The following is a 21960-nucleotide window of genomic DNA, read 5'->3' on the forward strand; positions in this document are numbered from 1 at the left end:
GAGCACAGCATGACGTCTCGATTCAGACCGTTCGGATGGGCGGTGACGGCTCTCGTCGTCACGGGCCTCCTGGGAGCAGGAGCGCCCGCCCTCGCGGCGCCGCTCGCGAGCGCGGTGGTGACCGATCCCGCCGACGGAGTGCCGCGCGCGGATCCGCCACGCGTGTACGACTCCTTCCCCGCGATCCAGGATCCGGGCCGGAGCGCGGCCGGCTACTTCCAGCCGAGCTGGTACGACACCGACGGGCGCCACATCCAGGCGCACGGCGGGCAGATCGTCACGGCGCAGGAGGACGGCGCCGACGTGCACTACTGGTACGGCGAGGACCGCACGAAGGGCTACTACAACAGCCCCGGAGTCGCCGTGTACCGCTCGACCGACGGGATGAACTGGGAGAACCGCGGCACGGCGCTGCGCAGCGTCCAGGCACCCGAGGAGCTCGAGCAGCCCTACTTCGACGCCCTCTACGACACCGTCGACGACGCCGGAGTGCCGCGCGCCGACCGCATCGCCGAGATCGACTACCACCTCGACACGAACCAGACCTCGCCCAACACCGCGATCTTCGAGCGCCCGAAGGTGCTCTACAACGAGAAGAACGACCAGTGGGTGATGTGGTGGCACTCCGACGGCCGCATCACGCCGGGCGGCAGCACGTATGCGCGGTCGTTCGCCGCGGTCGCGGTCTCGGACAGCCCGACCGGTCCGTTCACGATGACCGGCGCCTACCGCCTCTACAACCGTACCGACTACAAGGCGTGCATCTCGGCGGCCGTGCCGGGCCAGGCCCGCGACATGACCGTCTTCCAGGACGAGGACGGCACCGCGTACATCTCCTACTCCTCCGAGGAGAACCGGAGCCTCTACATCGCGAAGCTCGACGCCGACTACACCAACGTCGAGCGCACGACGACCACGGACACCCTGGACGCGAACCAGTACTCGGCCGACGGCACGTACCCCTACGTCTTCGCCGACGGGACGCCCGGCGCCCCCGTGCGCGGGACCGACTTCCAGATCGTGAAGGAGTGCGGCGTCCTGGAGGCGCCCGCGATCTTCGCCGAGGGCGGGAAGTACTACACGCTCGCCTCGGGTGCGACCGGATGGGCGCCGAACCCGCAGACCTACTACACGGCCGACAGCGTGCTCGGACCGTGGATCCGCGGCGTCCAGGCCGGCGACCCCTACGAGAACGTGGCGTACAACCAGATCCCCGAGGGCGGCGACGGACTCCTCTCGGTCGGCGACGGCCGCAAGACGACCTTCGGCTCGCAGTCGACGAACGTCCTGACCCTCGGCTCCGGCAGGCACGTCTACATGGGCGACCGGTGGAACGACGGCGCGGCCGACTCGAACTACGTCTGGCTGCCGATGACCATCGGCGAGAACGGGCGCCTCGAGATGCGCAATCCCGCCGTCGAGGACCCGGCGCGCTGGGCCGACGGCTGGGACGCGTCCTACTGGGACGACAAGGGCGTCGGAGCCGGACTCTGGTCGGTCGTCGACGACCGCCTCCCCGACACCGTCACCCGCGCGGCCGACATCGGCGCGAAGCTGCCCGCGACCGTCTCGGTCCGCTCCCCCGGCGGCACGCGCGACGTGGCCGTCGAGTGGGCGCCGACCGGTCCGAACGTCCTCGGCACGCTCAGCGTCACGGGCGTGCTGGCCGGCGACGCCGAGTACTCGGACGGACGCCGCTTCACCCGCACCATCGAGGTCGCCGAGCCCGGTATCGCGAACCTCGCGCGCCTGGCGACGGTGACGACGACGAGCCGCTCGGACCTCGCTCCGAAGCTCGTCGACGGCGACCTGAAGGGTAAGGGCTGGGACGACTGGACCTCCACCGGGTACCCGCGCGACAGCCGCCTGACCTTCACCTGGGGCTCGCCGCAGGACCTCGACTCGCTCACCGTGCACACCTACAAGGACGGAGCCGCGAGCTGGCCCTCGAGGATCGAGGTCGAGTACCAGGTCGACGGCGCCTGGCGCACGTCGACCGTCGCGGCGACCCTGACCCAGGTCGCGACCGACGCGGCGCCGACCGTGGCACTGGATCTCTCCTCCCTCCCCGACACCGCGGCCGTGCGCCTGCACCTCACCAGTGCGGCGAACACCTGGCAGTCGATCTCGGAGGTCGAGATCTGGGGCGAGGCGCCTCCGGTCAACCTGTGCCGGATCGCCGGCTCGAGCGTGAGCGCGTCCTTCAGCCAGACGGAGTGGGCGACCCTTCCCGCCGCGAACGCGTGCGACGGGAACGCGGCGACCACCTGGTCGACGTGGTCGAGCGCGCCGCTGCGGAGCAGCGCGGACTTCACGCTGACCACCGCGGCGTCCCACCGCGTCGACCGGGTGACGTTCACCAACATCGAGGGCACGATCGCGTCGGCGAGCGTGGCGTACCGCGGCGCCGACGGCGTGTGGCGCCCGACCACCGCGCAGACCGCCCCGGTCGCGGCGAACGGCGCGGCCACCACGCTGACGTTCGGCGCCGTCACGGCGACGGGACTGCGGATCACCTTCGCGACCCCGAACTCGTTCGTGAAGATCACCGAGATCGTGGTGCCGGAGGCCGCCGCCCCGGCGGTCGTGGCCCCCGTCAGCGTCACGAGCCGCTGCATCGCCAAGAAGGCCGTCCTGACGGTCACCACGGCGAACGGCTCGGCGATGCCGATCGACGTGACCGTGCGCTCGGCCTACGGGCAGAAGGCGTTCTCGCAGGTCGCTCCGGGAGCGAACGCGACGCACGCGTTCACGACGCGCCTGGCCACCGCACCGGCGGGCCAGGTGACGGTGACCGCGGTCGGCGGCAGGGAGACGCTCGAGCAGACCGTCGCCTACCCGGCGCGGAGCTGCTGACCCGGAGCGCTGAAGGGAGCCCCGGTCGGGTGGACATCGTCCCCCGACCGGGGCTCCTCCGCGTGACGGCGCGAGGCGACGTGCACCGGAAGAGGGGTCTCGGTGCGGAGTGCGGCACTGGTACGAAGGACTCGCCGCTCGCAGTGCCGCTCGGCAGAACCAGGATCCACGCGTGACCCGCTCCGCCCGCACGGCCGCCCTCGCCGCCGCCGCTCCGACCGCCGGCCTCGTGCTGGCGCTCCTCTTCGCCACCGCCGCAGCCGCTCCCGAGGCCGTGCCGCAGACTCCCGAGACGGCGGTCGCCGAGCCGTCCCCGACTCCGACCGCGAGTCCGACGGCGACCCCGAGCCCGGCGGGCCCGATCAGGGGCCCGCGCTCGGGTGCCGCCGGTGCCGTCGACGGCGTCGCGGAGGAGCGCCCCGAGGGCACCGACCTCGACGGGACCCCGGAGCCGCAGCCGTCCGCGCCGGTTCCGCCCGCCGCACCGGCTCCCGCCCCCTCGGAGGAACCGCGCGTGCCGGAGGAGCAGTCGACGGACGGCGTCGACGTCGACGTCTCGATCGATCCCCCGGTCGACGGCGGCGCCCTGACCATGACCGTCGCGGGCGACGCGGCCGTGCTGACCGAATCCGGATCCACCGCCACGGCCCGCCGCTTCCTCGGCGTCCTGCCGACCGTCACGGTGCGCGACACCCGCGACCCGGACGCGGTGCCGGAGGGAGCGGACTGGTCCGTCCTCGGCACTGCGGCCGACCTCACGGGCGACGACGGGCAGCCGGCGCTCGGAGTCGAGCACCTGGGCTGGGCGCCCCGGCTGCTCGAGGGAGAGGGGCCCGTCGTCGCGGGGCCGGCCGTCCGGACCGTGCTCGACGGCGGTCCGGAGGGTGCCCGCGCCGGACTCGTCGCGGCCGAGCTGCTCTCTCTGGCCGACGGGGCGGCGGCCCGGCCCGGACGGTGGACCGCGGACGCCGAGCTGGTGCTGCGCGCCGCGCCGTCCGTCCGCGCGGGCGGCTACGCCTCCGTCGTCACCCTGTCGCTCTTCGAGTGAACGCGGCTCGCCACCGCCCGTGATCGAGTCGTAGGCTGATCCGACCGCTGCAGGCGGATCGGACAGTATCGATCCGCTTCGATCACACTCGAGCACACGGGACGAGACATGTCGACGACGACCGCCCAGCCCTTCACCGGCCCCCTCCGCCGCCGCTTCGGCACCGCCCTCGACGCGGAGGCGCTGGTCCCCCTCCTGGCCGCCGCCCGCCTCCCCCTCGGGGAGCTCGAGCACGGGCCGACCCTCGAGGCGCTGCGCCGCCGGGCGGAGGAGGACCTCGGCACCCCGTGGCCGCAGCCGCTGCTCTCGCAGTACGCGCGCTACGCCCGCGACGGGAACCGGACGGACTACGAGGGCCGCATCGGCGAGCGCCAGCGCCGCCTCACCCGCGCCGCCGTGCTCGCCGCGGCCACCGGCGAGCAGGGCTGGCTCGACGAGACGGCCGACGGCGTGCAGCTGCTGTGCGAGCAGAGCAGCTGGAGCTGGGCCGCGCACGACGACGCGCTGCCCCTGCTCGGCCGGGTCGTCCCTCCGATCGACCGCCCCTACCTGGATCTCGGCGCGGGCGAGGTGGTCGGGCAGCTGGCGTGGATCGACGCCCTGCTCGGCGAGCCGCTCGCCCGACGGGCCCCCGGCCTGCGCGAGCGGATGCGCGCCGAGACGCGGACGCGCGTGATCCGGCCGTTCCTCGACCGGCGCGACTGGCACTGGCTCGGGCTCGACGGCGACGTGCACAACTGGAACCCGTGGATCCACGGCAACGTCCTGCTCGCCGCGATCGCCCTCGTCGACGACCCGGAGGAGCGGGCCGACGTCGTCGCGCTGGTGCTCGAGGGGCTCGACCGGTTCCTGGACTCGCTGCCGGCGGACGGCGCGATCGACGAGGGCTTCGCCTACTGGTGGAACGGCGCCGGTCGGGCGCTGGAGACCCTGGAGCTGCTCGCCGAGGCGACGGACGGCGCCCTCGACGCCTCCGAGCTGCCCGTCGTGCGGCAGGCCGTGCGGTTCCCGCACCGGATGCACCTGGGCGGTGCGTGGTACGCGAACGTCGCCGACGGGCCGGCGCGCGCCTCCGACACCCTGCCCTGGCACGTGCTGCACCGCTGGGGCCGGCGGATCGGGGACCGGGACGTGATCGCGCACGCCGCCGCCCAGCGTCGGCCGGCCGAGCCGCTCGCCGATCCGGCGGCCGGGCTCGGGCGCCTCGTCCGCGCCCTCTCGGACCGGCAGTGGATCGCGGCCGAGCCCGGGCCGGCACCCCTCGTCTCCCCCACCTGGCTGCCGTCGGTGCAGCTCCTCGTGACGCGCGAGCACCCGGGCGTCGCGGGGGGTCTGGGCCTCGTCGTCAAGGGCGGGCACAACGGCGAGCACCACAACCACCTCGACGTCGGCAGTGTGATCGTGGCGCTGGACGGCGTGCCCGTGCTGGTCGACGCCGGACAGCCGACGTACACGTCGCAGACCTTCGGCCCTGAGCGGTACGGCATCCGCGCGATGCAGAGCCGCTGGCACTCCGCTCCGGCACCGTGGGGTCTCGAGCAGGGGGTCGGCCGCGGCTTCGGCGCGTCGGACGTCTCGTCGGGGCCGGCCGGGCTGCTGCTCGAGCTCGCCACCGCGTACCCCCTCCCCGCCGGATCGAGCCTGAGGCGCCGCGCCCGGCGCGAGGGGGCGCAGGTCGTCGTCGAGGACGAGTGGCGCCTGCCCCGCCCCGCGACCGTCGTGGTGGACGGCGTCGAGGTGCACCTGCTGATCGCGGGAGACGTGGAGCTGCAGGACGGCGCCGCGGTCGTGACTCCGATCGAGGGGGCGAGGCGGCTGAGGGTCGAGTGGAACGGCGCCGAGGCGACGACGGAGGAGTGGCTGCTCGAGGATCCGCTGCTCGAGGCGAGCTGGGGAGTGCGGCTGACCCGGCTGACGCTGACGGTCGGCGCGGAGGGCGCCGAGGTCTTCGAGGGCGCGCTGCGCGTCACGGCGTCGGTGGCCTGAGGGCTCGGCCCTGCGCGGACCGGCCGTTCGGCGACGCTCGGTGGGAATGCGCTTGCCCCCGGTCGATCCGCGGTCCTACACTCTGGTAAACGCTTTCCGTCCGGCCCGTCGGCCGATCGGGGCACCGCACAGCAGAAGGGCTTCCCGTGTCAGAGTCGACCACCCCCGCCACCACCTCCGCCGAACCGCGGACCCTCGGCATCATCATGAACGGCGTCTCGGGCCGCATGGGATACCGCCAGCACCTCGTCCGCTCGATCCTCGCGATCCGCGAGCAGGGCGGCGTGCTGCTCTCGGACGGCACCCGCGTGCAGCTCGAGCCGCTGCTCGTCGGGCGCAGCGAGGCCAAGCTCGCCGAGCTCGCCGCGAAGCACGGCCTGCAGCACTGGACCACCGACCTCGACGCCGCGCTCGCCGACCCGAAGTGGCAGATCTACGCCGACTTCCTGGTCACCAAGGCCCGCGTCCCCGCGCTCAAGAAGGCCATCGCCGCCGGCAAGGACATCTACACCGAGAAGCCCACCGCCGAGAGCTACGCGGAGGCGCTCGAGATCGCCGAGCTGGCCAAGGAGGCCGGCATCAAGAACGGCGTCGTGCACGACAAGCTCTACCTCCCCGGCCTGCAGAAGCTCAAGCGCCTGATCGACTCCGGATTCTTCGGCCGCATCCTCTCGGTGCGCGGCGAGTTCGGCTACTGGGTCTTCGAGGGCGACTGGCAGGACGCCCAGCGCCCCAGCTGGAACTACCGCAAGGAGGACGGCGGCGGCATCATCGTCGACATGTTCCCGCACTGGAACTACGTGCTCGAGAACCTGTTCGGCGCCGTCGAGGGCGTCTACGCCAAGGCCGCGACCCACATCCCGGTGCGCGTGGACGAGAACGGCGACGAGTACACCGCCACCGCCGACGACGCGGCCTACGCGATCTTCGACGTCGCGGGCGGCGCGACCGTGCAGCTGAACTCCTCCTGGGCCGTGCGCGTGAACCGCCCGGAGCTCGTGGAGTTCCAGGTCGACGGCACGCTCGGCAGCGCGGTCGTCGGGCTCTTCGGCGCCAAGGTGCAGCCGCGCGTCGCGACCCCCAAGCCGACCTGGAACCCCGACCTGCCCGAGCAGCACGTCTACGCGGAGGATTGGCAGGAGCTGCCCGTCAACGACGTCTTCGAGAACGGCTTCAAGACGCAGTGGGAGGAGTTCATCCGCCACGTGGTCGAGAACGGCCCGCACCCCTACGACTTCTTCGCCGGCGCCCGCGGCGTCCGCCTCGCCGAGCTCGGACTCGAGTCGGCTCGCGAGGGCCGCCGCATCGACGTCGCCGCGCTCGACGCCGAGGCCGACGAGCAGGCCCTCGCCGCCTCCGCCGCCACCTCCGCCGAGGTCGCTCCGTGACCGACGTCACCCTGCTCGCCGCGGACGGATCGCTCCGCGTGCACACCGTCTCGGCCGCGCCGGACCTCGTCCGACCCCGCCGACCGCTCGGTGCGCGGGTCGCCTACGCGGCCGCGCACGTCGTCCCGGTCACCTGGGCCGAGAACACGCCCGGCAGCCCTGCGACCGTCGACTGGGACGCGACGCTCGCGTTCCGGCACCACGTCTGGTCCTGGGGCCTCGGAGTCGCCGACGCGATGGATACCGCCCAGCGCAACATGGGCATGGACTGGGCCGCGACCACCGAGCTCATCCGCCGCAGCGGCGCCGAGGCGGCCTCGGTCGGCGGCGAGGTCGTGGTCGGCGTGAACACCGACCAGCTGACGGACGAGGTCGTGCCGCTCAAGCGCGTCATCGACGCGTACCTCGAGCAGCTCGAGGTCGCGGAGGACGCCGGCGTCGGCGTGGTGCTGATGGCCAGCCGCCACCTCGCCCGCGCGGCGCAGTCCGGCGCGGACTACGAGCGCGTCTACCGCGCCGTGCTCGAGCGGGCCTCGCGGCCGGTCGTGCTGCACTGGCTCGGACCGGCGTTCGACTCCGTGCTCACCGGCTACTTCGGCTCCGAGGACGTCGCCACCGCGTCGGACACGGTGATCCGCATCATCGAGGACAACCTCGCGAAGGTGCGCGGCATCAAGATGTCGCTGCTCGACGCGGACGCCGAGATCGCGGTGCGCGCGCGCCTCCCGTTCGGCGCGACCCTCTTCACCGGCGACGACTTCAACTACGTCGGCCTGATCGAGGGCGGGCAGGACGCCGACGGCGAGGTGCGCCACTCCGACGCCCTCCTCGGCGCGTTCGCCGCGTTCGCTCCGAACGCCTCCGCCGCGATCCAGGCGCTCGACGCCGACGACGTCGAGGCCTACCGGCGCATCCTCCAGCCCACCGAGGCGCTCGCGCGTCAGGTCTTCGCGGCGCCCACGCAGTACTACAAGACCGGAGTGGCGTTCCTCTCGTGGCTGAACGGCCACCAGACCGCGTTCGCGATGGTGGGCGGACTGCACTCGGCGCGCTCGCTGCCGCACCTCTCCGAGATCGTGCGGCTGGCCGACGAGGCGGGGGCGCTGGAGCGTCCCGAGCTCGCCGCCGCCCGCTGGACGGGCCTGCTCGCCGTGAACGGCGTCGACGCGCTCCGGACGGTGCTCGCATGACCGCGCTCGATCCGGTGGTGCGGGCCGATGCGACCACCGTGCATCCGCGGCTCTCGCTCAACCAGGCGACCATCAAGTACGCGGACCTGCGCGAGGCGCTGGACGTCACCGCCCGGGCCGGCTACTCCTCGATCGGCCTGTGGCGCGAGCCCGTCGCCGAAGTGGGGGTCGCGGAGGCGATGCGCCTGGTCGCCGAGAGCGGCCTGCGGGTCTCGAGCCTGTGCCGGGGCGGCTTCTTCACCGTGCCCGAGGGGCCGGATCGCCGCGCGGCCCTCGACGAGAACCGCCGGGCCATCGACGAGGCGTCCGCGCTGGGCGCACCGGCGCTGGTGCTCGTCGCGGGCGGACTGCCGGCCGGATCGCGCGACCTCGTCGGCGCGCGCGCCCGGGTGTCGGAGGCGCTGGCCGAGCTGGCCGACTACGCGCGCGGCTCCGGAGTGCAGCTGGCGATCGAGCCTCTGCACCCGATGTACGCGTCCGATCGCGCCGTCGTCTCGACGCTCGGCCAGGCCCTCGACCTCGCCGCGCCGTTCGAGGCGGCCGCGGTCGGCGTCGTGGTCGACACGTTCCACGTCTGGTGGGACCCGCAGGTGCTGCCGCAGATCCTGCGCGCCGGGGCGGAGGGGCGCATCGCCTCGTACCAGGTGTGCGACTGGGCCACTCCGCTCGCCGCCGACGTGCTGCTCTCGCGCCACTACGTGGGCGAGGGCGTCATCGACTTCGAGCTGCTCACGCAGACGGTCGTCGAGGCGGGCTACACGGGCGACATCGAGGTCGAGATCTTCCACCAGGAGGTCTGGGACACGGCGTACGCGGACGTCGCGGCGAAGGTCGCGGCGGGGTTCGCGGAGCACGTGGCCCCGCACCTCTGACACGCGGTCGGCGCGCCGCCGACCCGCCGCTCAGGCCTCGGCGAGCGCCAGCGTGACGACGAGCGCCGAGTGGACCGTCGGCTCCGAGACCGCGAAGTAGCGCTCGGAGCCGTCGATCCAGGCCTCGGTCGCGCCCTCGCGGGTGCGGAAGCGCACCGCCTCGTCGATGTCCGTGCCGCGACCGTCGGCCTTGGCGACGGCCTGCGCGCGGAGCTCCTCGAGCACCTGCTCGGCGCTCTCCTGCCCGGAGGCGATGCGCTCGCGCACGACGCGGGTGCGGGCCGCGTCGATCCCGACGTCGCGACCGGTGGCCAGCGCCGCGACGACGGCGCCCTCGCAGTGGGCGATGCTGATGCGCATCCGCTCGAGGGCGGGGTGCTCCCCCGCGAGGACGGGGCGGCCGTGCGGTCCGCCGCAGCGGGCGCAGCGGGCCTCCACCGCGATCTCGAGCGGGTCGATGCCGAGCGTCTCGGCGGCGAGCTCGCGCACGAGCACCCGGCCCAGGAGGAAGCTGTCGCGCGCCTCGCGGCGGCCGGTGGCTTCGAAGCGCAGGCGCTCGGCGAGGGTGAGGAGGCGGAGCATCCGGTGCCGCGAGGAGTCGAGCACCTCGGGGCGCGCCCAGCGCAGCTGGACGTCGTCGGTGGCGAGGAGGGGGAGTCCGGTCATGGACCGCACGGTACGGGCCGCAGGCGTCCTCGACGTGACCTCCGGGTGGCCGGGGGGCGACGCGGAGAGGGGGTCGCGGAGAGGTGGGCTGCAGCGAGGGGGGCTCGTCCCGCCCGCGCACCCTCGTGTTGACTGGAGGGGATGCAGACGTTCCTCCCGTTCCCCGACTTCCACGCGAGCGCGAGCTTCCTCGACGACCGGCGCCTGGGCAAGCAGCGCGTCGAGACGCTGCAGGTGATGAAGGCGCTCACCGTCGCCGGCTACGGCTGGCAGCACCACCCGGTCACCGCGATGTGGCGCGGCTACCGGCCCGCGCTGATGGAGTACCAGCGCGAGACCTGCGCCGTCTGGACGGAGCGGGGCTTCGCCGACACCTGTCTCGTCAAGACGATGGCCGTGCTCGAGACGGTGCCGGAGGACGCCGAGGCGTACCTGCTCGGCGGCTTCCCGGTGCCGCCGTGGCTGGGCCGGGAGGAGCTGCACCGCTCGCACCGCTCCAAGCTGCTCGCGAAAGCGCCGGAGTTCTACGCGCCACGCTTCCCCGGCACCCCCGACGACCTCGACTACGTCTGGCCCGTCGCGACGTCCTGAGCGCTCAGGACGCGGCGCGGCGGCGGAGGAACGGGATCGCGAGCGGGTTGCGGAACACGTGCCCGCGGTTCGCCGAGACGAGGCCGCAGATGATCACCACGAGGTGCGCCACGGCCAGCACCGCGAAGACCGTGATCGGGATGCCGATCGGGTAGAAGCTCGTCGACGGAGCGTCGGCGGTGAGCGCGAAGAGCAGCACGAAGTGGCCGACGAGGCAGAGGACGGTGATCAGGACGGTCGTGAGGCCCCAGTTCGCAGCCCGTCGGCCGTTCTCGGCGGCCACTCCCCCGCGCTGCCGCACCGACGGGTGCACCGCCGCCATCACGATGCCCGCGACGATCAGCGAGAGGAACGGGATCCCGGTCAGAGCGAGGAAGCCGAGGGCGTAGGGCATCGCTCCGGTCGGCGGGGCGGGCTGCGGGAGCGACGGGTCATCCGGACGGGGGTCGGGAGAGGTGCTCGACATACCAGCACCCTAGAAGACCGGCTTCCCGGGAGGGACCCCGCCACCGCCGCCGCGATCATCCCGCCCTCAGGGCGAGCGCCGGCTCGATCCGCGCGGCACGGAGAGCCGGTCCGACCGCCGACAGCGCTCCCGCCCCCACGCCCGCGACGAGGCCGACGACGGCGCTGGTCGCATCGAGGACGGGCGACCAGCCCTGCAGACCGCTGAGCACCGAGGTCGCGAGGACGCCGAGAGCGAGCCCCGAGACGCCACCCGCGAGTCCGATGACCGTCCCCTCGATGAGGAACAGCAGGCGGATGTCGCGTCGGGTCGCTCCGACGGCCCGCCGCAGTGCGATCTCGCGGGTGCGGGCCGACACGGCGAGGAACATCGACGTGGCGCTGCTGAAACAGACCAGCAGGAGCAGCACGGCCGAGACCACGAGCAGGTTGGCCGCGAGGTCGCTGCTCACCCCGCGGGCGAGCAGCCGCAGGTCGGCGACGGTCTCGACGACGACCCTCTCGGGATGCCCCGGGTCGACGGCGAGCGGGATCGATCCGGCCACCGCGGCCGGACGACCCGGGCTCGTCCGGGCGACGACCTGGCGCTCGGACCGCGGAGGAACGGACAGGTCGGTGAGCGAGACGAGGATCGACTCCGTCAGCGCGGGATCCCGCTCCGAGGACGTGAGGAACCCCGCGACGACGACGGACTGCCCTGCGATGCGGATCGTGTCCCCCGTGCGCCCGATGGGGATCCCGAGGTCCTCCGCCGCTCCGATCCCGAGCAGCGCGACGGGCACGCCGTCGACGACGTCGAGCCAGGCCGGCGCCGTCGTGGGGGCGACCGCGACCAGCTCGACGGCGAGGAACGACTCGTCGACCGCCAGGACGGTCGCCTCCGTCGACAGTCCGTCCGGCCCGAGGAGGCGCCCCGGTCGTCCCTCCGATCCCGTGAGCAGGACTCTCGGGCCCGCCGCGGAGACTCCGCCGAGACCGGCGATCGCCGCGGCTGCGTGCCGCAGGTCCTCGTCCGAGGAGGACTCGGGCATCCGGACGGTCACCTGGTCGAGCGCCGCGGCGTCGAGGCGCTCGGTCACCTGCTGCGTGGCGGTGGCGCTGATCCCGACCGAGGACACGAGTCCGGCGATCGCGAGGACGAAGGCGGCCAGGACCCCCAGCGTGCGGGCGGGCGAGAGCAGCAGCGCGGACACGGCGTCGGCGATCACCCAGGCCGGACCGCGTCGCCCCCGCTCCCGCGGCACCGCGGTCGCCACTCCTCCGGGCACCCCGAGCCGATCGTCGAGGCCGTCGCCGCTGTCGGCGACGATCGCGCCGTCCTCGAGTCGGATCCGCCGTCCCGCGACCGCGGCGACCTCCGCCGAGTGCGTGATGAGCACGACCGTGACCCCGCTGCGGTGCAGCTCGACGAGCAGGTCCATCACGACCGCGGTCGTCGCCGAGTCGAGGTTCCCCGTGGGCTCGTCGGCGAGGACGACCGCGGGCCGGCCGACCACGGCGCGGGCCAGGGCGACCCGCTGGCGCTCCCCGCCCGACAGCGTGCCCGCGGGCTGCTCCGCCAGTCGCAGCAGGCCGAAGCGGTCGAGCACCGCGGCGACGGCGGTGGTCTGCGACTCGTGGGACTCCCTCCGCATCCGCAGGGGCAGCGCCGCGTTGCGGGCGACGCTCTCGCCCGGCAGCACGAACGAGTCCTGGAACACGAAGCCGAAGGTGCGCGCCCGCAGGGCGTCCCGGTCGCCCTCCGGCAGCTGCGAGACGTCGAGCCCGCCGATGCGGTACTCCCCCGCGTCGGACGAGTCGAGGAGCCCGAGCACGTTGAGGAGCGTCGACTTGCCCGCTCCGGAACGGCCGACGACGGCGACGAACTCGCCCTCGTGCACGTCGAGGTCGATGCCCTGGAGCGCGAGGGTGCCGGTCGTGCCGGCGTAGCGCCGCGAGACGCCGCGGAGGGACAGGAGCGGCACGGTCACGGGCCCACCTCGATCCGATCGCCCTCGAGGAGCCCCGACTCCTCGTCGATGCGCACCCAGCCGTCGCCGGAACCGAGCACCTGGACCGGCACCCGCTCTCCCCGGTCGAAGCCCGCCGTCTCGGAGGAGACGACGTAGGGGTCCGTGGACGCGTCGTGGACCGCCGTGAGCGGCACCGCCAGCACCGGCTCGCCCGCCTCGACGGTCGTGAGCGTGACCGTCGACTTCTCGGCGAGATCGGCCCAGTCGGCCGGGAGGTCGACGCGCACGTCGCGTCCCGACACGCTCTGCGCGGTCCCGTCGGCGGCGACGAACCCGCCGACCGTTGCGACGGTGCCGCTCTGCTCGGGCCGTCCGCTCGCCCGCAGGGTCACCGCGGTCCCGACGACGAACTCGTCCGCATCGAGGACGCTCGCGCGGGCGACCACGCGGCGCGGGCTCGTCTGCAGCGTCGCGAGCGGGGCGCCGGCCTCGGCGATCGCGCCGACGTCGAGCACGGTCAGCACGCCGACCGCGTCGGCGTGCAGCTGCACGATCTGCGCCACGTCGATGTACGCCTCCGGAGCCGCAGCGATCGCCGGAGTCGTGGCCGTCGCGGGAGGTGTCGTCGCCGTCGTGACGGCAACACCGGTGGCCACCGGACCCGGTGCCGACGGGGACGGCGCCGGAGCGACCACCTCGCCGGGACGGGTCGGCAGGTCGTACCCGAGCCGCTGCCAGAGCTGCTCCGCCGCCGCGAGGGTGCGCGCGGTGAAGTCCTCGTCGACGTCGAAGTCGCCGGGGACCACGGCCTTCAGCGCGGTCTCGAACGCCCGCACGTCCTTCCCCTCGTCGCCCACGCGGAGGTCGCGGTACAGGGGCGAGGCGACGTGCAGCGCGATCCGGGGCCGGTCGGCGACGGCGAGCAGGAGCCCTCCGTTGACGAGCGCCGCTCCCGCCGCGGTGCCGACCTCGGTCACGTACGGCAGCACGTCTTCGCCGCCCGCGTCGCCGAAGACCACCGTCGTCGTGTCCCCCGCGTCGACGGCCCCCTGCAGCATCCGGGCCGGATCGATGGAGCGCCTCTCGACCGCCGCGTCGACCGGCGGAGGAGCCAGGAGCGCCTCGTCGTCGACGTCCGACGTCGAGCGCATCGAGGCCCCGAGCGCAACTCCCGCGGCACCGACCAGCAGCACCGCGACCGCGAACACCGCCAGAGCGCGCGGACGCACGACGGCGGGCAGGCGGACACGGGAGGGCGGCTCGTCGCTCACCGGCCGCTCCCCGCGATGATCCGGTCGGCCCGCTCGACGATCTCCCGCTCCTTCTCGGCGACCTCGTCCAGAGCCGCTCGCTCCCGATCGATGAGGGCCGCCTGGTACTGCGCCTCGAGCGAGCTCAGCGTCTCGACCAGCTCGGTCCTCGCCTTGCACTCGACGTCGAGGACGGCCGTCCTGATCGCCGCCTCGGGATCCTCGGGCACCTCGGGGGACCAGGGCGACGTCTCGCCCTCGCGCAGGCGGAGTCCCTCCGCGACGAGGCAGTCGCTCCACCTGGCCCGGGCCTCGTCCCAGCGCGGGTCCGTCATCGCGAGCATCTTCGCGTCGTCGGCGACCTGCTTGGCCGGGCCGGAGATCGCCAGCTCGTCGTCACCGCTGAACCAGCGCCCGGGCTCCGGGATCCGGGGTGTCGACTCGAGGCAGACGTCGAACGCGGGATCCCAACCGGGATCCGCCGCCGCGGCCGCCATCAGGGCCTCGTTCGCCGCCTCCATCACCGCGTCATTCGCGGGGTCGAGCCCGTACCCCCACTGCCGGGCGTTCTCCGGGCTCCAGATCCCGTACAGCGTGTCGGGCAGCATGCCCGACGTCGTGAGGTCGAAAGCGGCCGGAGGGTAGGTCCGCCCGCCCTCCCGCATGCACGCGTCCCAGAGCAGCGCGTTCGCCTGGCCGACCCGGCCGAGCGCGGCGGGAGACAGGAAGAACGCGTCGATCGGGAACGTCATCGTCTCGTTCGCCGCGTCCAGGCCGGCCCTGACGTCCGCGTATTCGCTGATGTCGACGCGCTCCGGCATCGTGGCGCCGGTCGGTTCGGGGCCCGGCCCGGTGCACGCGCAGAGCGCGAGCACCGGGACCAGGACGAGCGGCGGGAGCAGGCGGACTCCCGCCATCAGTCGACGCTCGAGATGAAGTCGTTCCAGTCCGCGTGGTACCAGAGACCCGTGTGGCGGTCCTGGAGGTTCGAGATCTTCTCGAACGCCTCGATCTGCAGGCGTGCGCCACCTCGATCGATGTGCTCGAACCAGTTCTTCTTCCCGGGGTACCGGTTCTTGATGCTCGAGATGGAGTCGTTGAAGATGCGGCCGCCGACGGCGTAGTACTCGTGGTAGTTGGCGTTGCCGCGGCCGGAGTAGCTGCTCGAGTAGTCCTTGTCGGTCCAGACGCAGCTGAAGCCGGTGGGGCACTGACTCTCCGCCGCGGTGGCGACGGGAGCAGCGAGGGTCGCTGCGGCGACCGCTACGAGGGCGAAAGCGCTTGCGCGCCGGGAGGGGGACATGTGATCTCCTTCGGATCGGTGAGGTTTCCTCGGAGAGTAGGGATAACACCGGTATGGCGCAACGGTGCCGCCCTGTGGAGGAAGCCCTCGGCCTCTCAGCGACCGGCACCGAGGAGAGCGGACGGGCCGCGTCGCCGCACCGAGGCCGCGCTCTCCCGAGCAGCCCCTGTATGACACCCGCTCGCCGTCTCCCTGTGATTCTTCTCAGGCAATCACCAGCTCGTCGCGCCCGAGCATCCCCGACCCACGGAGCCCTCTGCGCACGCACCGACCGCCCGGCCGCCTCCGCCCCGCGTCCCAGCCCCCTTTCAGGCCTCGGACCGGGCCTTCGTCTTCCGGAGGTCTCGGGTTAGTCTGTCGAGGTTGACCTGTCGCAGAGCGCGTCAGGGCGTCGGTGGCGGCCGTCGCGAGACCGGGGGTACCCGAAGGAGACGGATTGGCGACGGACAGACGGACCACCGGCGGCGTGATCAAGGCGATCGTCGGCTTCCTGGGCATGAGCGTCGTGGCCGGAGTCCTCGTGACCGCCACGGTGACGCCCGCCGTGGCGATCGCCGGCGTCGCCGCGAACCAGTCCATCGGCGTCTTCGACGGCCTCCCCGAGTACCTCGAGGTCGACAAGCTCTCCGAGAAGAGCAACATCTTCGCCACGCGCGCCGACGGCACGCCCCAGCTGCTCGCCTCCTTCTACGTCGAGAACCGCGTCGAGGTCCCTCTCGATCAGATCTCGCAGTTCGCCAAGGACGCCGCGGTCTCGGGCGAGGACCCCCGCTTCTACGAGCACGGCGGAGTCGACCTCCCGGGCACCCTCCGCGCGGTCGCCCAGACCTACGTGCTCGGCAACGAGGTGCAGGGCGGCTCCTCCATCACGCAGCAGTACGTGAAGAACGTGCTCATCGAGAAGGCCGTCCGCAACATCACCGACGAGGCCGAGCGCGCCGCGGCGATCGAGAGCGCGACGAAGACCACTCCCGAGCGCAAGCTCCGCGAGATGAAGCTCGCGATCGGTCTCGAGAAGGAGTACACGAAGGACCAGATCCTCCAGGGATACCTGAACATCGCGTTCTTCGGCGGCACCACCTACGGCCTCGAGACGGCCGCCAACTACTACTTCAACACCACTGCCGCGAACCTCACGATCGCCCAGGCCGCGAGCCTCATCGCGATCGTGAACAACCCGGCGAACCTGCGCCTGGACCAGCCCGACGACCCCGACAACGGCGCCGCGAACGGCTACGCCCGCAACAAGGACCGGCGCGACTACATCATCGACAAGATGCTGGAGGAGGGGAAGGTCACGCAGGCGGACCACGACGCGGCCCTCGCCACGCCGGTCCAGCCTGCGATCACCGAGCCCAGCACCGGCTGCTCGACCGCCGGCAACGCGGGCTTCTTCTGCGACTACGTCACGAACGTCCTGAAGAACTCCGACACCTTCGGCGACAACGAGGACGCGCGCTGGACGAACTTCCGCCGCGGCGGCCTCGACGTCTACACGACGCTCGACGTCTCCCTCCAGGACACGGCGGTGAACGCCGTGAACGCGCAGGTCCCCGAGACGTGGAACTTCGACGTCGGCGCCGTCTCCGTCAGCGTCGAGGTCGGCACCGGCCGGGTGCTCGCGATGACGCAGAACAAGAAGTACTCGCAGGACCCCGACGTCCTGAACGCCGACGCCTCCTACAGCGCGATCAACTTCAGCACCGACAAGGCGTACGGCGGCTCCTCCGGCATCCAGCCGGGCTCCACCTACAAGCTCTTCACCCTGATCGAGTGGCTGAAGGAGGGGCACAGCATCAACGAGCGCGTCGACGGCACGCGCAAGTCGACCTGGGGCACCTTCACCGACTCGTGCGTGGCCGGGGGGACCGACACGAGCAACGAGACGAGCGCCAAGAACGACGAGGGCGGCACCGGAGAGGTGGGCACTCCCGTCTCCTTCACGAAGACGTCGCTGAACACCGGCTTCGTGGGCATGGCGCGCAAGCTCGACCTCTGCGGCATCCGCGACACCGCGCTCGACATGGGCGTGAAGCAGGGCAGCGGCGCCGAGCTCGAACACAACCCGTCCTCGGTTCTCGGCACCAACTACGTCTCGCCGCTCTCGATGGCGGGCGCGTACGCGACCGTCGCCTCGGGCGGCATCACCTGCGACCCGATCGCGATCGACCGCATCACCGACACCGCCGGGGCGGAGCAGCCGGTCCCGCCGGCCAACTGCCGCCAGTCGATCGACGCGAACGTCGCGGCCACCGCCGCCGTCGCCCTGCAGTCGACCTTCACCGCGGGCGGCACGGCGACCGCGTCGCGCACCCGCGACAGCATCCCGCTGATCGGCAAGACCGGCACGACCGACAGCGCCGCAGCCACCTGGATGAGCGGAGCGAGCACCCGGGTCGCGACCGTCGTCGGCGTCTTCAACGTGAAGGGCGCCGCCAACCTGCGCCTCCGGCAGTTCAACTTCGACTCCGGGCCCGCGGCGACCGCCCGTCACCGCATCTGGCCGGTCGTGATGGCGGCGGCGAACGCCGAGTACGGCGGAGCGGCCTTCCCGAAGGCGAACGGCTCGCTCCAGGTCGTGCCGCGCGTCGAGATCCCCGATGTGACAGGGCTCGCCCTCGCCGACGCGAAGGCCAAGCTGTCCGCGGCGGGCTTCCCCCTCATCGAGGGCGGCACCGAGGCGTCCGACGCCCCGGTGGGCACCGTGACGCGCCAGGATCCGTCGGGCTCGGCTCAGGCGGGCACCGGCATCACGGTGTTCACCAGCAGCGGCAACCAGAAGACGGTGCCGGATGTGACGGGTCAGGACCTGGAGGCGGCGAAGGCCGCGTTCGGGGCCGCCGGATTCACGCAGATCACGCTGTCCTGCACCGAGGCCGGCGATGCGCCGGACACCGGGAAGGTGACCGGTCAGGAGCCGGCGGGCGGATCCTCCGTCGCTCCGGATGCCGAACTCAAGGTCTCGATCACTGCGAAGAAGTGCCCCTGATCGCCTGACGCCCAGGCACTGAGACCAGCTCGGGGGCGCGGACCTACTGTCCGCGCCCCCGGATCGCCCCGACGATCGCGACCACCGCGAAGTGCATGATGAGCGCCGCGATGCCGAAGCACGCCAGCGCCCCGCTCGCCTCGGCGTAGGGCCGTGCCGCGTCCGTCATCGACCCCGGAGTGACGACGTCGAGCGCGAAGAAGCCGACGGCCAGCCCGAAGCAGACGAGCGAGATCCAGAGCAGGGCGCGGATCGCGCGACCGACCGGGTCGTAGTAGCGCGGGTTCGACATCGGGCCTCCGGTTCTCGTGCTCTCCCGTGTCTATCCGGCCCCGCTCCCCCGCGCAAGCGGTCGCACGAGCGCCCGGTCCCGGACACGACGACGCCCCGGCTCCCGAGGTGAGGGAGCCGGGGCGCGGGTGGGCGGTGGACTACGCCGCCAGCGGCATCCGCGACGAGGACGTCACGACCAGCTCGCCGCCGACCGCGTCGACGTGCACCGCTCCGCCGTCCGTCACGTCGCCGCTCACGAACAGGTCCGCGATGCGGTCGTCGACCGAGCGCTGCACGAGGCGGCGGAGCGGACGGGCACCGTACTGCGGCTCGTAGCCGTGCTCGGCGAGCCAGTCGATCGCCGACTCCGTGACCTCGAGCGACACCTCGCGCGGCGCGAGTCGGGCCCGTGTCGCGTCGAGCACGATGCCCACGATCTCGCGGAGCTGCTCGCGGCCGAGCTTGCGGAACAGCACGATCTCGTCGATGCGGTTGAGGAACTCGGGACGCATCGCCTCGCGGAGCCGGCCCATGACGCGGTCGCGCAGGTCCTTCTCCGAGGCGAAGCCCTCGGCCGACGCGTCGCTCTGCGCGACGAAGCCGAGCGCGCCGGAGCGGGAGGCCAGGAACTCCGACCCCAGGTTCGAGGTCATGATGATCACCGTGTTGCGGAAGTCGACCGTGCGGCCCTGACCGTCGGTCAGACGCCCGTCGTCGAGCACCTGCAGGAGCAGGTTGAACACGTCGGGGTGCGCCTTCTCGATCTCGTCGAACAGCACGACGGAGTAAGGGTTCCGCCGCACGCGCTCGGTCAGCTGTCCGGCCTCGTCGTAGCCGACGTACCCGGGAGGGGCGCCGACCAGCCGCGAGACGGTGTGCCGCTCGCCGAACTCGCTCATGTCGAAGCGGATGACGGACTGCTCGTCGGCGAAGAGCGAGCCGGCCAGCGTGCGCGCCAGCTCGGTCTTGCCCACACCCGTGGGTCCGAGGAAAAGGAACGAGCCGACGGGACGCGAGGCGTCGCCGAGCCCGGTCCGGCTGCGGCGGACGGCGCGGGCGACCGCGGTCACGGCGTCGTCCTGCCCGATGACGCGCCGGTGCAGCTCGTCCTCGAGGTGCGCGAGCCGCTCGCGCTCCCCCTCCGTCAGTCGCGACACGGGAATGCCCGTGGCGCGGGCCACGACGGCCGCGATCTCGGTCTCGCCCACCTCGGCCCCGGTCGTCGCGCGTCCGGTCGAGGTCGCGGCGTCGAGCTGAGCCTGCACCGACGAGATCTCGTCGCGCAGTCGCGACGCCTCCTCGTAGTGCTCGGCCGAGACGGCCGCGTTCTTGTCGCCCTCGAGCACCGCGAGGCGCTCGAGCAGGGCCGCGGTGTCGACTCCGGCGCCCAGCGACAGGCGCAGGCGCGCACCGGCCTGGTCGATCAGGTCGATCGCCTTGTCGGGCAGCACGCGGTCGGGGAGGTAGCGGTCCGACAACTCCACGGCGGCGCGCAGGGCGTCGTCGGTGAAGGTCACGCGGTGGTGCTCCTCGTAGGCCTGCCGCAGTCCGTGCAGGATCGCGATCGCGTCCTCGACGGACGGCTCGCCCACGCGGACGGGCTGGAAGCGGCGCTCGAGCGCCGGGTCCTTCTCGATCGTGCGGTACTCCTTGAGCGTGGTCGCACCCACCAGGTGCAGCTCGCCGCGGGCCAGCCGCGGCTTGAGGATGTTGCCCGCGTCCATGCCGCCCTCGCCGGCACCACCGGCGCCGACGACGGTGTGCACCTCGTCGATGAAGACGATCAGCTCGCTGGAGCGGGCGGCGATCTCGTCCATCGTCTTCGTCAGGCGCTCCTCGAAGTCGCCGCGGTAGCGGGTGCCGGCGAGCATGCCGGGGAGGTCGAGGGAGACGACGCGCTTGTCGCGCAGCTGCTCCGGGACCTCGCCCGCGACGATCGCGCGGGCCAGGCCCTCAACGATCGCGGTCTTGCCGACGCCCGCCTCTCCGACGAGCACCGGGTTGTTCTTGGTGCGGCGGCTGAGGATCTCGATGGTCTGCTCGATCTCGTCGGCGCGGCCGATCACCGGGTCGAGCCTCCCGTCGCGGGCGAGCTGCGTGAGGTCGGTGCCGAACTGGTCGAGCATCGGCGTCTCGGAGGCGGGGGCGCCGGCCTCCTGCTGCTCCGGACCGGCGGTGACGGTCTCGCGCAGTCCCTGGGTGAGTGCCTCCGCGGTCACGCCGGCGCGCGCCAGGACCTGCCCGGCGGGCGCGTCCTGGCCGAGCACGAGCGCGAAGAAGAGGTGCTCGGGGTCGATGTAGGTTGATCCGCTCGAGCGGGCGACCTGGTAGCTGTGGAACAGGGCGCGCTGAGCGCTGGGCGTGATGGTGGCGGCGTTCGGCGACGCCTGCCCTTCGGCGGCCTGCGGCAGGCGCGCCTCCGTCGCGGTCGCGATCGCGCCGGGGTCGACGCCGATGCGCCGGACCGTCTGCGCGACGGCCTCGTCGTCGACGAGGACGCGCAGCACGTGCAGCGCGTCGAGCTCGGTCTGGCCGCGCTCGAGGGCGAAGCGTCCTGCGGACTGCAGGATGCTCTGGGTCCGGGCGGTGAGGAATCGGCTGAGGTCGATGGACCGCGCCGCGCGGGCGCGCTCACCGTCGAGGTAGCGGGCGAGGAAGTCGTCGAACGAGCTCGCTCCGGCCTCGTTGAAGTTGTCGGGCACCAGTCCTCCTGAAGAGTTGAGTCACTTGCACTCAAGTTCAACGCGGAGGGGCGGATCCTATTCCCGGGTCTCGCTGAGTCGTACTCTCTGCACGTGGAGATCGAGTTCGACGCCGTCGTCGTCTTCTGGCGCGGGCCGGCACCCTGGCATTTCGTGCGCGTCCCGGAGGAGCGCGTCCCTACGATCGCGGACGCCGCAGCGCATGTGTCGTACGGCTGGGGCATGATCCCCGCGACGGTCGTCCTCGGTTCGAGCACCTGGAGCACGTCGCTCTGGCCGAAGGACGGCGGCTACCTGGTGCCGCTCAAGACCGCGGTGCGGCGGGCGGAGGGCGTCGAGATCGACTCCGCCGTCACCGTGCGCCTGCGCATCTGACGACCCCCGGACGTGCGAGAGGGCACGACCGGAGTCGTGCCCTCTCTGTGCGCC

17 protein-coding genes are annotated in these 21960 nt (G+C 72.7%); 9 read left to right on the forward strand and 8 right to left on the reverse strand.

Translation table 11 applies throughout. The features are described 5' to 3' along the window. The first annotated feature begins 9 nt into the window (after positions 1-9). The 6 genes from ASF46_RS12240 to ASF46_RS12265 all read left to right on the forward strand — a co-directional run bounded on the left by ASF46_RS12240 (position 10) and on the right by ASF46_RS12265 (position 9340). Positions 10-2856, forward strand: coding sequence for a discoidin domain-containing protein (locus ASF46_RS12240; RefSeq protein ID WP_056867844.1), 2847 nt, complete (start codon positions 10-12; stop codon positions 2854-2856). 172 nt (positions 2857-3028) lie between these two features. Then, the gene (locus ASF46_RS12245; protein ID WP_056867845.1) at positions 3029-3904 is read left to right on the forward strand and encodes a hypothetical protein; all 876 of its coding nucleotides are present in this window, start codon (positions 3029-3031) and stop codon (positions 3902-3904) included. A gap of 108 nt (positions 3905-4012) precedes the next feature. Next, positions 4013-5890 carry a heparinase II/III family protein gene (locus tag ASF46_RS12250; RefSeq protein WP_056867846.1) on the forward strand — a complete coding sequence of 626 codons (1878 nt, stop codon included), beginning with the start codon at positions 4013-4015 and terminating at the stop codon, positions 5888-5890. Between the two features lie 206 nt (positions 5891-6096). After that, entirely contained in the window at positions 6097-7278 is a 1182-nt protein-coding gene (locus ASF46_RS12255; protein ID WP_082485590.1) for a Gfo/Idh/MocA family protein, read from the forward strand. Then, positions 7275-8468, forward strand: coding sequence for a DUF993 family protein (locus ASF46_RS12260; protein WP_056867847.1), 1194 nt, complete (start codon positions 7275-7277; stop codon positions 8466-8468). The genes ASF46_RS12255 and ASF46_RS12260 overlap by 4 nt, the downstream gene beginning before the upstream one ends. Beyond that, positions 8465-9340 carry a sugar phosphate isomerase/epimerase family protein gene (locus tag ASF46_RS12265; protein WP_056867848.1) on the forward strand — a complete coding sequence of 292 codons (876 nt, stop codon included), beginning with the start codon at positions 8465-8467 and terminating at the stop codon, positions 9338-9340. Before ASF46_RS12260 ends, ASF46_RS12265 begins: the two co-directional genes overlap by 4 nt. A gap of 30 nt (positions 9341-9370) precedes the next feature. On the opposite strand, the gene ASF46_RS12270 is transcribed toward ASF46_RS12265, so the two are convergent. Beyond that, a complete protein-coding gene (locus ASF46_RS12270; RefSeq protein ID WP_056867849.1) occupies positions 9371-10006 on the reverse strand; it encodes a 4'-phosphopantetheinyl transferase family protein in 636 nt (211 codons plus the stop codon). 141 nt (positions 10007-10147) lie between these two features. Between ASF46_RS12270 and ASF46_RS12275 the strand changes: the two genes are divergently transcribed. Further along, positions 10148-10597 (forward strand): MSMEG_6728 family protein, encoded by a 450-nt coding sequence (locus tag ASF46_RS12275; RefSeq protein WP_056867850.1) that lies wholly within the window; start codon positions 10148-10150, stop codon positions 10595-10597. A 4-nt stretch (positions 10598-10601) separates the two neighbouring features. Here the strand turns inward: ASF46_RS12275 and ASF46_RS12280 are convergent, their stop codons facing one another. Genes ASF46_RS12280 through ASF46_RS12300 form a run of 5 tightly spaced genes read right to left on the reverse strand, consistent with a single transcriptional unit; the run spans position 10602 to position 15567 of the window. After that, positions 10602-11063: a DUF4870 domain-containing protein gene (locus ASF46_RS12280; RefSeq protein ID WP_056867851.1), complete on the reverse strand. Its 462-nt coding sequence runs from the start codon at positions 11061-11063 to the stop codon at positions 10602-10604. A 55-nt stretch (positions 11064-11118) separates the two neighbouring features. Further along, a complete protein-coding gene (locus ASF46_RS12285) occupies positions 11119-13032 on the reverse strand; it encodes an ATP-binding cassette domain-containing protein (RefSeq protein ID WP_056867852.1) in 1914 nt (637 codons plus the stop codon). Beyond that, complete coding sequence (locus tag ASF46_RS12290) at positions 13029-14285, reverse strand: hypothetical protein (protein WP_056867853.1); 1257 nt, start codon at positions 14283-14285, stop codon at positions 13029-13031. The genes ASF46_RS12285 and ASF46_RS12290 overlap by 4 nt, the downstream gene beginning before the upstream one ends. Then, the gene (locus ASF46_RS12295; RefSeq protein WP_056867854.1) at positions 14282-15181 is read right to left on the reverse strand and encodes a hypothetical protein; all 900 of its coding nucleotides are present in this window, start codon (positions 15179-15181) and stop codon (positions 14282-14284) included. Before ASF46_RS12295 ends, ASF46_RS12290 begins: the two co-directional genes overlap by 4 nt. Continuing rightward, positions 15181-15567 carry a peptidase inhibitor family I36 protein gene (locus ASF46_RS12300; RefSeq protein ID WP_056867855.1) on the reverse strand — a complete coding sequence of 129 codons (387 nt, stop codon included), beginning with the start codon at positions 15565-15567 and terminating at the stop codon, positions 15181-15183. Before ASF46_RS12300 ends, ASF46_RS12295 begins: the two co-directional genes overlap by 1 nt. A gap of 436 nt (positions 15568-16003) precedes the next feature. On the opposite strand from ASF46_RS12300, the gene ASF46_RS12305 reads away from it, so the two are divergent. Further along, positions 16004-18556, forward strand: a complete 2553-nt coding sequence (locus ASF46_RS12305; protein WP_056867856.1) for a transglycosylase domain-containing protein — start codon at positions 16004-16006, stop codon at positions 18554-18556. A gap of 43 nt (positions 18557-18599) precedes the next feature. On the opposite strand, the gene ASF46_RS12310 is transcribed toward ASF46_RS12305, so the two are convergent. Together ASF46_RS12310 and ASF46_RS12315 are read right to left on the reverse strand one after the other, a co-directional pair. After that, positions 18600-18848 (reverse strand): hypothetical protein, encoded by a 249-nt coding sequence (locus ASF46_RS12310; RefSeq protein ID WP_056867857.1) that lies wholly within the window; start codon positions 18846-18848, stop codon positions 18600-18602. 139 nt (positions 18849-18987) lie between these two features. After that, a complete protein-coding gene (locus ASF46_RS12315; RefSeq protein WP_056867858.1) occupies positions 18988-21531 on the reverse strand; it encodes an ATP-dependent Clp protease ATP-binding subunit in 2544 nt (847 codons plus the stop codon). A gap of 93 nt (positions 21532-21624) precedes the next feature. Between ASF46_RS12315 and ASF46_RS12320 the strand changes: the two genes are divergently transcribed. Next, positions 21625-21906, forward strand: coding sequence for a DUF1905 domain-containing protein (locus ASF46_RS12320; protein ID WP_056867859.1), 282 nt, complete (start codon positions 21625-21627; stop codon positions 21904-21906). Positions 21907-21960: the final 54 nt, after the last annotated feature.

This window comes from Rathayibacter sp. Leaf296 (assembly GCF_001423045.1).
Taxonomy (GTDB): domain Bacteria; phylum Actinomycetota; class Actinomycetes; order Actinomycetales; family Microbacteriaceae; genus Rathayibacter; species Rathayibacter caricis.